Below are 14,100 nucleotides of genomic sequence, written 5' to 3'. Positions count from 1 at the left end.
GATCCTATAGCGCCGCCCGCGCGATGCGGTGGCCCTGCCTGAAGTTTGCGCGCCAAGCACTTGGCAACGCTGTAATTTATACTGGTTAAAGTGGCCCCGGCGCGCGGTCGCGCGCCGGGGCGGGACGCCTTATGCGCCCGGGTTGCATTCGCCCAGATCGCCACCGGCGAACATCGGGTGGTCGGGTGCATACTCGACCTGCGCGCGCGGTGTGACTTCGACGATTTCCAGTGTGTCGTACTGGTTGGTCGGGTTGTCCTTGCCCTTCATGACCAGCACGTCCTTGAAGCACTGGTGGTCGGCGCCACGGTAGGTGGTCGGACCGTTGCCCATGCCGTCGAAGTCGAAATCTTCGAGCGCTTCGACAACACCGCACGGGTTGAAGGTGCCGGCCCGCTCGACCGCATCCGCATAGAGCAGTGTCTGCACATAGCAGGTGTGCGCCGAGTTCGAGGGCGGACGGCCATATTTTTCACCGAAGGATTTGGTGAACGCCTTGGAGCCTTCGTCCTGCAGCTGCCAGTTCCAGTTCATGGAGCCGATCACGCCTTGCACGTTTTCGCCCGCACCGGCGGCCATCAGTTCGGAGTAGAGCGGCACGACGATCTGGAAGTCCTTGCCGTTGGCCTGCTTGCTCAGCAGGTCGAACTGGATCGCGTTGGTCAGCGAGTTGACCATGTTCCCGCCGTAGTGGTTCAGCACCAGCACGTCCGCGCCGGAGTTCAGGACAGGCGCGATGTAGGAGGAGAAGTCGGTGGACGCCAGCGGTGTGCGCACGTCCTGAACGGTTTCCCAGCCCATGGCCTCGGTTGCCGCGGCAATCGATTCCTGCTGTGTCCAGCCCCAGTTGTAGTCGGCTGTCAGGTGGTAGGCGCGGCGGTCGGAGCCGTAGGCTTTTTCCAGCACCGGTGCCAGCGCGGCGGCGGACATGTAGGCGTTGAAGAAATGACGGAAGCCATTGGCCTTGCGGTCCTTGCCGGTGGTGTCGTTGGAGTGGGTCAGACCCGCCATGAAGATCACGCCCGCATCCTGGCACAGGCCCTGAACGGCCACGGCCACGCCCGAGGACGAGCCGCCGTTGATCATGATGGCGCCGTCTTTTTCGATCATCGACTTGGCCGAAGCGCGTGCCGCATCGGATTTGGTCTGTGTGTCACCGGTGACGTATTCGACTTTCTTGCCCAGAATGCCGTTCCCTTTCAGCGCTTTGGAGCTGAAAGTGTTCATCATGCCGCCATCGCCTTCACCGTTCAGGTGCTCGACCGCCAGTTCCTGGGCGCGCAATTCGTCCAGGCCCTCTTCGGCGTAGGGGCCGGTTTGGGGTACGTTGAAGCCCAGCGTCACGGTGGAGCCTGTTGGCGCGTTGGTAAAGCCGGAGTGGCCGTCGGCGCGCAGATACGTCGGCAGTGCGAGGCCCGCACCGGCGACGGCGCCGGTTTGGATCAGTGCCCGACGTGTCGGATTGAAGATTGACATGAATGTCCTCCCGAAAGTGTTGAAACATGCACCTCGGCATTCTTGTGACCGGTGGTGCTGGCACTATTTGTGCAAAAGCAGTATCGCCGTGACCTGAAAACGCATCAACAAGCCCCTTGATGGAAACGATTTATTTGTAAATAAATGAACCGATATCCGGTGGGGGTTGTAAATTTCATGATGTTGCATTGCAGAAAGTCCCTGAATTCGGGCGATATTACCCTTGTGGTTGCGCATGGCACGTGAGGGGCTGACCGGCAGCCGCATTCGCGAACGGCGCGGCGTTCTGGGCTATAAACAGGCCGATCTGGCGCGCCGGATCGGCATCTCCGCCAGCTATCTCAACCTGATCGAGCACAACCGGCGCAGAATCGGCGGCAAGCTGTTGCTCGACATTGCGGCCCAGTTGCAGGTGGAGCCGCAGGCGCTGACCGAAGGCGCGGAAGCGGCGCTTCTGGGGCATCTGCGCGAGGCGGCGGTGGCCTCGGATCTGTCGCAGGACGAGGCCGCGCGTGCCGATGAATTCGCGGGGCGTTTCCCCGGCTGGGCGGAGGCGCTCGCCGAGAGCCAGCGCCGGATTGCCACGCTGGAGCGCACGGTCGAGACACTGAGCGACCGGATGACCCACGATCCGCATCTGGCGGCTTCCATGCACGAGCTGTTGACCACCGTGTCGGCGATCCGCTCCACCGCGGAGATTCTGGCGCAGACAAAGACGCTCGAGCCCGAGTGGCGCGACCGGTTCCATACCAACATCGATGCCGACAGCCGCCGGTTGGCCGACAGCGCGCAGGCGCTTGTCCAATATCTCGAGCTGGAGCAGGAGACGGAGGACACCGCACGCTCCGCTCAGGAGGAGGTCGAGCATTTTCTCGACACCCACGGCTATCATTTCGACACGCTCGAAGAGGGGGGGAGTGCGCAGGCGGTGGAGGCGCTGTTGCAGGCAGAGGCACCGCGGATGAGTGCGACGGGCCGCTATATCCTGGGCGGTGTGCTGACGCAGGTCGCGCAGGACGCGCGGTTGTTGCCGATGGCGGCGCTGCGCGGCGCGCTGGAGCCCGGTCAGGCGCCCGATCCTGTGGCACTGGCGCGGTGGCTGCGGGTGCCGGTGCCGGTGGTGCTGCGCCGTCTGGCCGCGGTGGCGGAGATGGGCGCGGGGCTGGTCGTGTGCGACCGCTCCGGCACGGTGATTTTCCGCAAGCCCGTCGACGGGTTCAGCGTGCCGCGGTTCGGCGCGTGTTGCCCCCTGTGGCCGCTTTTCGGTGCCTTGGCAGGCGGCGGCATGGTGTTGCGCGAACGGGTAGGGCAGCTGGGCCGCGACCAGACCCGGTTCGATGCCGTGGCGGTGGCAGATACGCAGGGCGGCGCGCGTTATAACGCGCCGCCGATGATGCAGGGGGTGATGCTGCTGTTGCCGGTGCCGGTGGGCGACACGGCGCTGCCCGCCCGCGATGTCGGGGCAACCTGCCGGATATGCCCGCACGCCAGCTGTGCGGCGCGCCGCGAATTGTCGATATTGAGCGCCTGACGCGGCTTTGACGTTTTGACAGGCCTGCGCGACTGGTGCATCCTTGGCCTGTCGGGGACCGTGGTGCACAGCATATCGCTCCCCGTCCGCATTGGGGAGGATGCGTGACATGACAAAACACGTCGTGTTGGTGGAGGACGAGACCAACATCGCCGAGGCGATCCGCTTTTTGCTGGGCCGCGAGGGCTGGCGCGTGGAGACGCTGGCAAACGGCACGAGTGCCGCGGAGGTGATCCGTGCGGCGCGGCCCGATCTGGTCATGCTGGACGTGATGCTGCCGGGCAAATCGGGGTTCGAGATTCTGGCGGAGCTGCGCAGTGACACGGCGCTGAGTGATTTGCCGGTGCTGATGCTGACCGCGCGCGGCCACGCCCGCGACCGTGACATGGCGATGCAGGTGGGGGCGAGCCGCTTCATGACCAAACCGTTTTCCAACGAGGACATGCTGGCCGCGGTGCGCGAGTTGACCGAGGACCGCACCAGCGGCGCGGCGTAACCCCGATGGCCAAGACGCCGCTTTTCCTGCACCGCAAAAGCTATCGCGCGCGCCGCATGATCGATGCGCTCAGGGTGTTGCCGTTCGTGGTGCTGATACTGTGGCTGGTCCCGTTGATGTGGCCGCGCGGTGATGCAGCGCAGGCCGGGAACGCCACGACCATGTCGCAGGCGCTGAGCTATGTGTTCGTGATCTGGTTGCTGGCGATCTGTGCCTCTGCGTTGCTGTGGCGACGCATGAAGGATCCGCAGGATCTGGATGCACCGCTGCGCGGCGAAGGCGACGGGTGATGGTATCGCTGAACCAGCTGGTCGGGGTCTGCCTGATCTATGTGGCGGGATTGTTCGTGGTGGCGTTTCTGGCCGAGCGGGCGGCTTTGCGCGGGCGCGGCAACTGGCTGCTGCGGTCGCCACTGGTCTATACGCTGTCGCTGTCGATCTACTGCACCGCGTGGACGTTTTACGGCGCGGTCGGATATGCCGCCCGGTCGGGGCTGGAGTATGTGACCATCTATCTGGGCCCCTCGCTGGTGATGATCGGCTGGTGGTGGATCTTGCGCCGTCTGGTGCGCATCGGGCGGGCCCAGCGGGTCACGTCGGTGGCTGACCTGATCTCGGCGCGCTATGGCAAATCGAACACTTTGGCGATCATGGTGACGGTGATGGCGGTGGTGGGGGTCACCCCCTATATCGCGTTGCAACTGCAATCTGTCACGCTGTCGCTGTCGATATTCGCGGCCCCTGCGGCGGATGCAGCGACCAGCCCGCTCAACACCGTGTCGGCGGCGTTTTGGGTGGCGGCGGGGCTGGCGATTTTCACGGTTCTGTTCGGCACCCGCAACCTCAACGCCAACGAACGTCACCACGGGGTCGTCATTGCCGTGGCGGTGGAGGCGGTGGTCAAGCTGGTCGCGCTTCTGGCGGTGGGGGTTTTCGTGGTCTGGGGGCTGGCCGGGGGTGTGGCCGAGACATTTGCCCGCATCGATGCCTCCGAGATTGGCGTGTGGCGCACCGACGGCGGGCGGTGGAGCGCGTTGATCGTGCTGGCGGCGGCGGCCTTTGTCTGTTTGCCGCGCATGTTTCAGGTGATGGTCGTCGAGAACGACGACGAGCGGCATCTGCAAATCGCGAGCTGGGCCTTTCCGCTGTACCTGATGGCGATGAGCCTGTTCGTGGTGCCGATCGCGGTTGTGGGGCTTGATCTGATGCCGCAGGGCGCCAACCCCGATCTGTTCGTGCTGAGCGTGCCGCTGAGCCAAGGGCAGAACGGGTTGGCGATGCTGGCGTTTCTGGGCGGGTTTTCGTCGGCCACCTCCATGGTGATCGTGGCGACGCTGGCGTTGTCGACGATGATGTCGAACCACATCGTGATGCCTGTGTGGCTCAAGCTGCGCAACGACGGGGCGCAACAGTCGGGCGACGTGCGCGAGGTGGTGATCCGCGCGCGCAGGCTGTCGATCCTGCTGATCATCTCGCTTGGCTATTTCTACTATCGCGCGTCGGGCGGATCGGGGGCGCTGGCCGCGATCGGATTGATTTCGTTCGGTGGGGTCGCGCAGTTCCTGCCGGTGCTGCTGGGCGGGATTTTCTGGCGTGGGGCCACGCGGTCCGGTGCGATCGCGGGTCTGAGCGTGGGGTTTGCGCTGTGGGTGTGGACGATGCTGTTGCCCAGTTTCGGCGCCGATGCGGTGTTGTCCAGCACGCTCATGCAGCAGGGGCCGTGGGGCATTGGCGCGCTGCGCCCGCAGGCGTTGTTCGGGATTGCGGGGCTGGACCCCACGGTGCATGCGGTCTGGTGGAGCCTGTCGCTGAACACCGCGGCCTTTGTGGCGGTGTCGATCTTTACCTTTCCGCTGCCGCTGGAGCGGTTGCAGGGCGCGCAGTTTGTCAATGTGTTCGACCATTCCAGCGCGGCGCGGGGGTGGAATGCCGCCGCGGCGGGCAGCGAGGATCTGATGATCATGTCGCAGCGGATTCTGGGCGCGGCGGAGGCGCAGGCCTTTTTCGACGGGGCGGCGGAGGCGCAAGGCCAAGGCGGCCGTCTGCCCGCGCCCACGCCGGAGTTTGTGCAGGCGCTGGAGCGTGAACTCGCTGCATCGGTGGGGGCGGCGACGGCGAACGCGATGATCAGCCAGATTGTCGGGGGCCAGTCCATTTCGGTGGAGGATCTGATGGCGGTGGCGGACGAATCCGCCCAGATTCTGGAGTATTCCAGTCGGCTCGAGGCCAAGTCGCGCCAGTTGGCCGAAACCGCCCGCGAGCTGGGCCGCGCCAACGAAAAGCTGACCCAGCTGTCGCTGCAAAAGGACGGATTTCTCAGCCAGATCAGCCATGAATTGCGCACGCCGATGACCTCGATCCGGTCGTTTTCGGAAATCCTGCGCGATGCCGACAGTCTGAGCCCGTCGGAAAAGACCCGCTATGCCTCGATCATTCACACCGAAGCGATCCGACTGACGCGTCTGCTGGATGATCTTCTGGATCTGTCTGTGCTCGAGAACGGTCAGGTGAGCCTCAACGCGCGGGCCGTCAACCTGTCGGACGTGCTCGATCATGCGGTGACGACAGCCACCGTTGGGATGGGGCGGGCGCTGGAGGTGACACGGCGCCCGGCGGGCGAGGATGTGGATTTGGTCACGGACAGTGACCGGCTGGCGCAGGTTTTCATCAATCTGATCACAAATGCGGGCAAATATTGCGACGCGTCCGATCCGGCGCTGGATATTGCGGTGCGCCGTGAGGGCGAGACGGTCATCGTGGCGTTTGCCGACAATGGCAGCGGCATTGCCGACGACGCACAGGGGCTGATTTTTGAAAAATTCGCCCGGCTTGACAGCAGTGGCAACGAAGGCGCGGGTCTGGGGCTGGCGATTTGCCGCGAGATCATGACCCGCTTGGGCGGTGATATCCGCTATGTGCCGGGGCGGGGGGGCGCGACATTCGAGGTTTTGCTGCCCGCCACGCCCGCCGCGCCGGAGCCGTCGTACCGGTTGATGATGCCGGCCTGAGCGGCAGAAATCGGACCGGCGTTCAGGGGCGGTTAACCCTTTTGCGGGTAGCACTGGGGGTGAGATACGCTGAATGCGCCCATGCGCGGGAGAAACCATGTCATCGGAACAGTCGGGATCGGTGTTGCTGCGCAAGACACGGGCGGGCCGCGTGTTGCAGCAGACACGCAGCATGTCACCGCTCAAGGCGCTGCGGCTGACGCTGGCCAAGCTGGCCGAGGACCGGATGGATCTGGCGCTGGCGGCGATGTCGGTCACCGAACGGGCGCTGCGCAATGACCAGCTGGACGGTGCGTTCGAGACCGATCACCTGCTGTTGTTGCTGGATCATACCGACGGTCGCGTCGGGCTGGCCACGCTGGACCGCACCCTTGTCACCGTGTTGACCCAGCAGCAGACCACGGGGCAGTTGAACAAGCCCGATGCGCCCAGCGAACGGGCGTTGACGGGGATCGACGCGGGGCTGGCCGCGCCCTTTATCGAGCGGTTGATCCGGCAGGCCGCCGACCAGCTGGAAGACGCCGAGGAGCAACGGCTGCTTGCCGGATACCGTTTCGGCATCTGGGCCCCGACGGCGCGTCAGGCCCTGATCGGGTTGGAGGCTGCGGAATTCAGGCAGATGTCTATGACGGTCGATGTGGCTGCTGGCTTGTGTCAGGGCGCGATCAGCCTGCTGATGCCGGTGCCGCCCCCGCCGCGGCGCAGCCCGCCCCCGGACGAGACGCGCGCGGGTGATTCCGAGACCTGTGCCGCGCCGCGCACGGGACCGCAGCTGGCCGAAAGCGCGATGCGGGTGCACGCCGATCTGCGCGTGGCATTGGCGCAGATCGAGGTCCCGCTGTCCGAGCTGACCGGGATGCAGGCGGGATCGGTGCTGGATCTGGGCACCGACACGATGGACAGCGCGATGGTGCAGGATATGACGGGCCGTATGATCAGCCGTGGCGTGTTGGGCCAGTTGAACGGCACGCGCGCGCTGCAGCTCGAGCATATGCCCAAACCCCACATCCATCCGCGCCGCCGCGCATCGGACCGCGCAGAGCTGGACCTGCCCGATGTAACCGCAGACACGGCGCCACCGCAGACCCAGAATCTGGTGCAGATGAGCGCAGCGGTGCCCGTTTCCAAGGACGTGATGGCGGGCGATTTGCCCGATATGTCCGATCTGGAAGGGCTCGATGATGCAGCCGACGGGGCACAGACTGCGTCACCGTCGGCAGCGCAGTTGCGAAAGGAAGCGTGACCCGGTGCAGGGCGCGGTAGGGCGCGAAATAGAGGTTCTGCGCCGGTTGTCCCGACGGGAATGACTGCGCGCGGCAAAGGCCGGAGGCTGAGAGGTGCCGCGAAAGGCACGCGTCTAGGGCGCGGTCAGATCGACCCGAACGGTCAGCGGGATTGCCTTCGCGGTCGTTCGGGGAGGGCTGCGCTTTGATGTGCAGTGAACTGTGGTGTGGCCGGACCGGCGGCGTTTTCGGCGTTCAGCCTTTAAACAGTTCCGTAGGGTCGGACGACCGTCAGTCTGCTTCTTGCGCTTCGAGATAGGGGCGCATTTGTTGCAGGTCGTAACCGCCTGCGGCTGCCGCTTCGATAATGTCATCCGCCGACATCATGCCCGCCTGTCCCAGCGCCCACGCGATGCAGGACCGTGTGCCGGAGGCGCAGTAGGCCAGTGTCACGCCTTCCTGATCGGCGCCAAGGGCGCGGTTGTTGGCGATGACCTCTTCGGTCATGGTCTGGTGGGTCAGGGGCTGTTCGCAAAATTCGATGCCGGCCTGCTCGGCGGCCCGCTGCATTTCGGTGGCGCAATGGCTGGGGGGGACCTCGGCGTCGGGGCGATTGCACAGGATGCGCGTGATGCCCGCCTCTTTGAGCGCGCCCATCTGGTCGGGCGAGATTTGCGGGGCAACAAAATAGCGGGGGGTCAGCTTGCGAATATCCATGCGCGAAGCTTAACGCTGCACTGCGGCGCTGTCCAGAAGTGCGCGGGCGCGGGGCGCCAGCGCCATCCCCGCCAGCATGGCCAGCAAGAAGCCCGCGCCGCCCGCACCGCCGTATCCGAGCGAGGCGATGGCCGGACCGGGGCATAGACCCGTCAGCCCCCAACCGGCACCGAACATCACCGCGCCCAGCACCAGTTTGCGGTCGAGCGTGGTGGCGGGCGGCGCGGGGAAATGATCGGCGGTGAGCGGCTGGCGGCTGCGGGTCAGCCGCCACGCCACGGCCATGGGCAGGATCGCACCGCCCATCACGAACATCAGTGTTGGATCCCATTGGCCGAAAAAGTCGAGAAATCCCTGCACCTTGGTGGTGTCGGTCATGCCCGACAGGTGCAGGCCAAGGCCGAACAGGCCACCGGCGGCGAGCGCAATCACCAACCGCATCACAGTATCCCCCGGAGCGCCACGACGGTCAGCGCGCCTGCGCCGATGTAGACGCATGTTGCGACGATGCCCCGCAGGCTGAGCCGCGAGATGCCGCAGACCCCGTGGCCCGATGTGCAGCCGTTCCCGATGCGCGTGCCCAGCCCCACCAACAGACCCCCCGCGATGATAAGGACCCAGTTGGATGTCAGACCGGTATCAACCCGCGCGCCTGCGGCAAAGAGCAGGGCGGGCACCCCGATCAGACCCGCGACAAAGGCCGCCCGTTCGCGCCATTGCGCCGAAGCCGAGCCATCAATCAGCCCGCCGATAATGCCGCTGGCGCCCATGATGCGCCCGTTGCCCAGAAGATAAAGTGCGGCGGCGCTGCCGATGAGCAAACCGCCCACCGCGCCCCAGATCCAGTCCATCGGCATGGGATCGTCCTTTGTCGTGTGAAATCAGAGTTTGTTGATCGGCAGCTTCAGCATCACCGTGCCGCTGTCGTCGGGTTCGGGCATGTGGCCCGCCCGCATGTTGATCTGCAGCGACGGCACGATGAGTTTCGGCATCGGCAGGGTGGCATCGCGGGTTTCGCGCAGGGCGACGAAGTCATCCGCAGCGCGGCCTCCGCCAATGTGCACATTCGCATCCTTTTGCGCCTTCACGGTGGTTTCCCACGCGAATTCCGTGCGCCCGGGTGCTTTGTAGTCGTGGCCGACAAAGATGCGGGTGTCGTCGGGCAGGCTGAGGATGCGCTGGATCGAGGTGTAGAGATCCTGCGCCGAGCCGCCGGGGAAATCGCAGCGCGCGGTCCCGAAATCGGGCATGAACAGCGTGTCGCCCACGAAGGCCGCATCCCCGATCACGTAGGTCAGGCAGGCGGGCGTGTGGCCCGGTGTGTGCATCACGTCGGCGCGCAATTGTCCGATGTGGAAACTGTCGCCATCGCGGAAAAGCGCATCGAACTGCGAGCCGTCGCGCTGGAACTCGGTGCCTTCGTTGAAGACCTTGCCGAAAGTATCCTGCACGGTGGTGATTTCGCCGCCAATGCCGATGCGCCCGCCCAGATGTTCCTGCAGGTAGGGCGCGGCGGAGAGGTGATCGGCGTGCACATGGCTTTCGAGGATCCATTCGCAGCGCAGATTGTTGTCGGTGATAAAGGCGATGAGGCGATCGGCGGAGGCGGTATCGGTGCGGCCTGCGGCGTGGTCGAAATCAAGCACTGAATCCACGATCGCGCAGGCGCTGCCTTGCGGGTCCTGCACGACGTAGCTGACGGTATTGGTGGCCTCGTCGAAAAAGGCGGTGACCAAGGGGGTCGCAATGGCGTCGCTCATGGGGGGTCCTCCTGCCGGTGAGGATACGCAGGGCGGGGCGTTGCCACAAGAGGCAGGTGCGGGTCAGGCGAGGAAGATGCCCACGATCACCATCATCAGGCCGATGACCGAGCAAAACAGCGCGCCCATGTTGAGCGGCACGACTTTCTTGAGCACGTCGCGCATTTCTTCGTCGTTCAGCCCTGCCTTTTTGGCGCGGCTAACGCGGATGATGCAGTAGATCAGGCCGAGCAGCCCCAGAAGGGACACGGCTGTTCCGGCCCAGATCAGGGCGTCGAGGGCGGGAGAGGCGTCTTGTTCCATGGCCCCGCTTTAGGATAATCCCGCCGCCCCGGCAAGTGCGGCTTGCGGGGGCGGGCGGGCCGCGATAGTCAGGCAGCCAACCGATCCAATCCCCCCACGTTTGACCCCCAAAAGGAGCCGCCCATGAGCGATATGAGCACAAATCCCGTCACCGAGGACGCCCCCGGCGACGCGCAGTACCGCGTCACCGCCAACGAGCTGCGCCAGTTCGTGGAGCGGATCGAGCGGCTGGATGCCGAGAAGAAGGACCTTGCCGAGCAGCAAAAGGAAGTGATGGCCGAGGCGAAATCGCGCGGCTATGACACCAAGGTGCTGCGCAAGGTGATTGCCCTGCGCAAGCGCGAGCCCGACGACATCGCCGAAGAAGAAGCGGTGCTGGACATGTACAAGGAAGCCCTGGGCATGTGAGCCCGCCGGGGCCTTTGCAACCGGCCAATTCCGGCACGCTGCAATGGCCCCTTGCGCCTTGGGCGCAGCCTCAATAGAAGAGCACAAATTTTGATGCCCCGCGCCCGCGCGCGGCCCTACGCTATGGAGCACACATGCAGGTCAAAGAGACGCTGAACGACGGTCTGAAACGCGGTTACGCCATCACGCTGACGGCGGATGAGCTGGACGCCAAGGTCAACGAAAAGCTGGTAGAAGCCCAGCCCGAAGTTGAAATGAAAGGCTTTCGCAAGGGCAAGGTGCCCATGGCGCTGCTGAAAAAGCAGTTCGGCCAGCGCGTTATGGGCGAAGCGATGCAGGAAAGCATCGACGGCGCGATGAACGAGCATTTCGAGAAGTCCGGCGATCGCCCCGCGATGCAGCCCGAGGTCAAGATGACCAACGAGGACTGGAAAGAAGGCGACGACGTCGAAGTGACGATGTCCTATGAGGCGCTGCCCGAGATCCCCGAGGTCGATCTGTCCGGCATCAAGCTGGAAAAGCTGGTTGTGAAGGCCGATGACGCCTCCATCGACGAGGCGCTGTCCTCGCTGGCCGAGACGGCGCAGGATTTCAAAGCCCGCAAGAAGGGCTCCAAGGCAAAAGACGGCGATCAGGTCGTGATGGATTTCGTCGGCAAGGTCGACGGTGAGGCATTCGAGGGCGGTTCCGCCGAGGATTACCCGCTGGTGCTGGGCTCCAACAGCTTTATCCCCGGTTTCGAAGAGCAGCTGGTCGGTGTGAAGGCCGAGGAAGAAAAGGACGTCACCGTCAACTTCCCCGACGATTATCAGGCCGAGCATCTCAAAGGCAAAGAGGCCGTGTTCTCCTGCACGATCAAAGAGGTCAAGGAACCCGTTGCCGCCGAGATCAACGACGAGCTGGCCACCAAGTTCGGTGCCGAGGATCTGGCCGGTCTGAAAACCCAGATCGGTGAGCGTCTGGAAGCCGAATACACCGGCGCGTCGCGCGCGGTGATGAAGCGTGCCCTGCTGGACGAGCTGGACAAGCTGGTTGATTTCGATCTGCCGCCGTCGCTGCTGGATGCGGAAGCGGGCCAGATTGCCCACCAGCTGTGGCACGAGGAAAACCCCGAAGTCGAAGGCCACGATCACCCCGAGATCGAACCCACCGACGAGCACAAGAAGCTGGCCGCCCGCCGCGTCCGTCTGGGCCTGTTGCTGGCCGAGCTGGGCCAGAAGGCCGAAGTCGAGGTGTCCGACGCCGAGATGACCCAGGCGATCATGAACCAGGCGCGTCAGTACCCCGGTCAGGAGCGCCAGTTCTTTGAATTCGTTCAACAAAACCAGCAGATGCAGCAACAGCTGCGCGCGCCGCTGTTTGAAGACAAGGTTGTCGATCACGTGTTCGAAAAAGCGACCGTGTCCGAAAAGGAAGTGTCCAAGGACGATCTTCAGGCAGCTGTAGAAGCGCTGGAAGAAGAGTAAGCCTTATGGGCGGGGCCTGCGGGCCGTTTTCCATAATGAAAGCCCCGCAGTTTACGCTGCGGGGCTTTTTTGTTGGAAGATGGGCGGCTGCTCAGCCGGGGCGCAACCCCGTTTCGACCAGCATGCCACGGCGCTTGGCCTCGTAATAATAGCCGCGCGCGTACCACTGGATTGCGGTGGCATGATCGCCGTCCGACAAAAGCCACGCACCGCGCAGGTATTTCAACGCAAATTCCAGATTTGTATCGGCGTCCAGCAGATCGGAAGGCTGGCCCCGGAACCCCATCGTCCGCGCGGTGGCGGGCAGGATTTGCAGCAGCCCGTAGTAGGGGCCATTGCGGGCCTTTGGGTTATGGGTGCTTTCGCGCACGGCCAGTTTGTGCACCAGCGGGCGGGGCAGATCGTAGAAATCCGCCCAATAGTTGATCTTGGCCCGCAATTCCGGCGTTTCGTTGGGAAAGAGCGGGAGCGCTGGCGGTGCGGCCGGTTCTGGCGTGCGGGCGCCGCATGCCCCCAATGCGCCACCGCACAGGAGGGTAAGAAAGGTTCGGCGTGTGGGGTGGGGCATGATCGCTCTGTCGGGTTGTTGCATGGCCTTGATCGCCGAGCGGGGGGCACGGGGCAAGCGCCATTGCCGCGCAGGCGGCGGGGTCGGCGGGGAGTTGCCGGAGGCCGCGGGCTCAGGCAGGGGGCCTTTACGCGTCGAACGGACTGTTCATCATGGCGGGTGTCCTGTGGTGGTGATTGTGCCCAACAGCGGCGGGTGTGATACGAAAAACGCCGCGCAGAAGCTGCGCGGCGTTCGATTTCTTCGCGATCGGGCGCTGGCGATCAGTCGCGCGCGCCTTCGACGATGTTGTCTGGCGTGTCGTCGGGCGACACACCGGCGGATTCCGCCAGATCGTCGTCTTCGGATGCCGCAGAGCCAATGTCGTCAAACAGTTCGGCAATCTCGAAATCAGCGGCGGCTTCTTCTTCCGCGGCCAGTTCCTGAATGGATTTGCCGGATGCCTGAAGCTCGGCCTCTTCGGGCGAACGGGCGACGTTCAGCTCGATTGTGGCTTCGACTTCGGGGTGCAGAACGACCTGCACGTCATGGACGCCCAGATATTTGATCGGCGCACCCAGCACGACCTGCTTGCGGTCGACGGTAAAGCCGTTTTCGGTGGCCGCTTCGGCAGCGTCACGGGTGGTGACGGAGCCATAGAGCGCGCCTGCGTCGGAAGCGGAACGAATCACGATGAACTGCTGACCGGAGAGTTTGTCGGCCATCGCTTCGGCCTCTTTCTTGGTCTCCAGGTTCTGTGCTTCAAGCTGTGCCTTTTGCGTCTCGAAGGCTTCGATGTTCGCTTTGGACGCGGACAGGGCCTTCTGCTGGGGCAGCAGATAGTTGCGTGCGTAGCCGGGTTTGACGTCGACGACGTCGCCCATCTGGCCAAGCTTGGCAACACGTTCAAGAAGGATAACTTGCATGTCGGTTTCTCCTTACTTCACGGCGTAGGGCAGCAGGGCCAGGAAACGGGCGCGTTTGATGGCACGGGCCAGCTCGCGTTGTTTCTTGGCGGATACCGCGGTGATACGGGATGGCACGATCTTGCCACGCTCGGAAATATAGCGTTGCAGCAGACGTGTGTCTTTGTAGTCGATCGCCGGTGCATTGTCGCCCGAGAAGGGGCAGACTTTACGACGGCGGAAAAATGGTTTTGCAGCCAT

Annotated in this window: 16 protein-coding genes; 7 read left to right on the top strand and 9 right to left on the bottom strand. The window is 64.2% G+C overall.

Features of this window, described 5'->3' with window-relative positions:
• Nucleotides 1–129 precede the first annotated feature (129 nt).
• Nucleotides 130–1,476 (bottom strand): substrate-binding protein, encoded by a 1,347-nt coding sequence (locus K3756_RS10155; protein WP_259987085.1) that lies wholly within the window; start codon nt 1,474–1,476, stop codon nt 130–132.
• Between the two features lie 235 nt (nt 1,477–1,711).
• Here K3756_RS10155 and K3756_RS10150 point away from each other — a divergent pair, with 235 nt between their 5' ends.
• From K3756_RS10150 to K3756_RS10130, 5 genes are all read left to right on the top strand, one after another.
• Nucleotides 1,712–3,007, top strand: coding sequence for a helix-turn-helix domain-containing protein (locus K3756_RS10150; protein WP_259987084.1), 1,296 nt, complete (start codon nt 1,712–1,714; stop codon nt 3,005–3,007).
• Between the two features lie 109 nt (nt 3,008–3,116).
• Entirely contained in the window at nt 3,117–3,503 is a 387-nt protein-coding gene (locus K3756_RS10145) for a response regulator transcription factor (RefSeq protein ID WP_259987083.1), read from the top strand.
• Nucleotides 3,504–3,508: 5 nt separating this feature from the next.
• Complete coding sequence (locus tag K3756_RS10140; protein ID WP_259987082.1) at nt 3,509–3,793, top strand: hypothetical protein; 285 nt, start codon at nt 3,509–3,511, stop codon at nt 3,791–3,793.
• On the top strand, nt 3,793–6,510 hold the full coding sequence (locus K3756_RS10135) for a sensor histidine kinase (protein ID WP_259987081.1): 2,718 nt from the start codon (nt 3,793–3,795) through the stop codon (nt 6,508–6,510). The genes K3756_RS10140 and K3756_RS10135 overlap by 1 nt, the downstream gene beginning before the upstream one ends.
• A 97-nt stretch (nt 6,511–6,607) precedes the next feature.
• Entirely contained in the window at nt 6,608–7,753 is a 1,146-nt protein-coding gene (locus K3756_RS10130; RefSeq protein ID WP_259987080.1) for a FliM/FliN family flagellar motor switch protein, read from the top strand.
• A 271-nt stretch (nt 7,754–8,024) separates the two neighbouring features.
• Here the strand turns inward: K3756_RS10130 and K3756_RS10125 are convergent, their stop codons facing one another.
• The 5 genes from K3756_RS10125 to K3756_RS10105 all read right to left on the bottom strand — a co-directional run bounded on the left by K3756_RS10125 (nt 8,025) and on the right by K3756_RS10105 (nt 10,513).
• Nucleotides 8,025–8,450 carry a TIGR01244 family sulfur transferase gene (locus K3756_RS10125; protein ID WP_259987079.1) on the bottom strand — a complete coding sequence of 142 codons (426 nt, stop codon included), beginning with the start codon at nt 8,448–8,450 and terminating at the stop codon, nt 8,025–8,027.
• Nucleotides 8,451–8,459: 9 nt separating this feature from the next.
• Entirely contained in the window at nt 8,460–8,891 is a 432-nt protein-coding gene (locus K3756_RS10120) for a DUF6691 family protein (protein ID WP_259987078.1), read from the bottom strand.
• Entirely contained in the window at nt 8,891–9,307 is a 417-nt protein-coding gene (locus tag K3756_RS10115) for a YeeE/YedE family protein (protein ID WP_259987077.1), read from the bottom strand. Before K3756_RS10115 ends, K3756_RS10120 begins: the two co-directional genes overlap by 1 nt.
• 24 nt (nt 9,308–9,331) lie before the next feature.
• Nucleotides 9,332–10,210, bottom strand: coding sequence for an MBL fold metallo-hydrolase (locus K3756_RS10110; RefSeq protein WP_259987076.1), 879 nt, complete (start codon nt 10,208–10,210; stop codon nt 9,332–9,334).
• A 63-nt stretch (nt 10,211–10,273) separates the two neighbouring features.
• Complete coding sequence (locus tag K3756_RS10105) at nt 10,274–10,513, bottom strand: hypothetical protein (RefSeq protein ID WP_259987075.1); 240 nt, start codon at nt 10,511–10,513, stop codon at nt 10,274–10,276.
• A gap of 123 nt (nt 10,514–10,636) precedes the next feature.
• On the opposite strand from K3756_RS10105, the gene K3756_RS10100 reads away from it, so the two are divergent.
• Nucleotides 10,637–10,921: a DUF2312 domain-containing protein gene (locus K3756_RS10100; protein ID WP_259987073.1), complete on the top strand. Its 285-nt coding sequence runs from the start codon at nt 10,637–10,639 to the stop codon at nt 10,919–10,921.
• 134 nt (nt 10,922–11,055) lie between these two features.
• A complete protein-coding gene (gene tig / locus K3756_RS10095) occupies nt 11,056–12,387 on the top strand; it encodes a trigger factor (protein WP_259987071.1) in 1,332 nt (443 codons plus the stop codon).
• Between the two features lie 91 nt (nt 12,388–12,478).
• Here tig and K3756_RS10090 read toward each other — a convergent pair whose 3' ends face one another.
• The 3 genes from K3756_RS10090 to rpsR form a co-directional block, all read right to left on the bottom strand.
• Nucleotides 12,479–12,955, bottom strand: coding sequence for a lytic transglycosylase domain-containing protein (locus tag K3756_RS10090; RefSeq protein WP_259987069.1), 477 nt, complete (start codon nt 12,953–12,955; stop codon nt 12,479–12,481).
• Between the two features lie 263 nt (nt 12,956–13,218).
• Entirely contained in the window at nt 13,219–13,860 is a 642-nt protein-coding gene (rplI, locus tag K3756_RS10085; protein ID WP_259987068.1) for a 50S ribosomal protein L9, read from the bottom strand.
• Between the two features lie 12 nt (nt 13,861–13,872).
• Nucleotides 13,873–14,100, bottom strand: a complete 228-nt coding sequence (gene rpsR / locus K3756_RS10080; RefSeq protein ID WP_005852865.1) for a 30S ribosomal protein S18 — start codon at nt 14,098–14,100, stop codon at nt 13,873–13,875.

The sequence above is a fragment of the Sulfitobacter sp. S190 genome (assembly GCF_025141935.1).
Taxonomy (GTDB): Bacteria; Pseudomonadota; Alphaproteobacteria; order Rhodobacterales; family Rhodobacteraceae; genus Sulfitobacter.
This window is presented reverse-complemented; position numbering and strand designations above follow the sequence as displayed.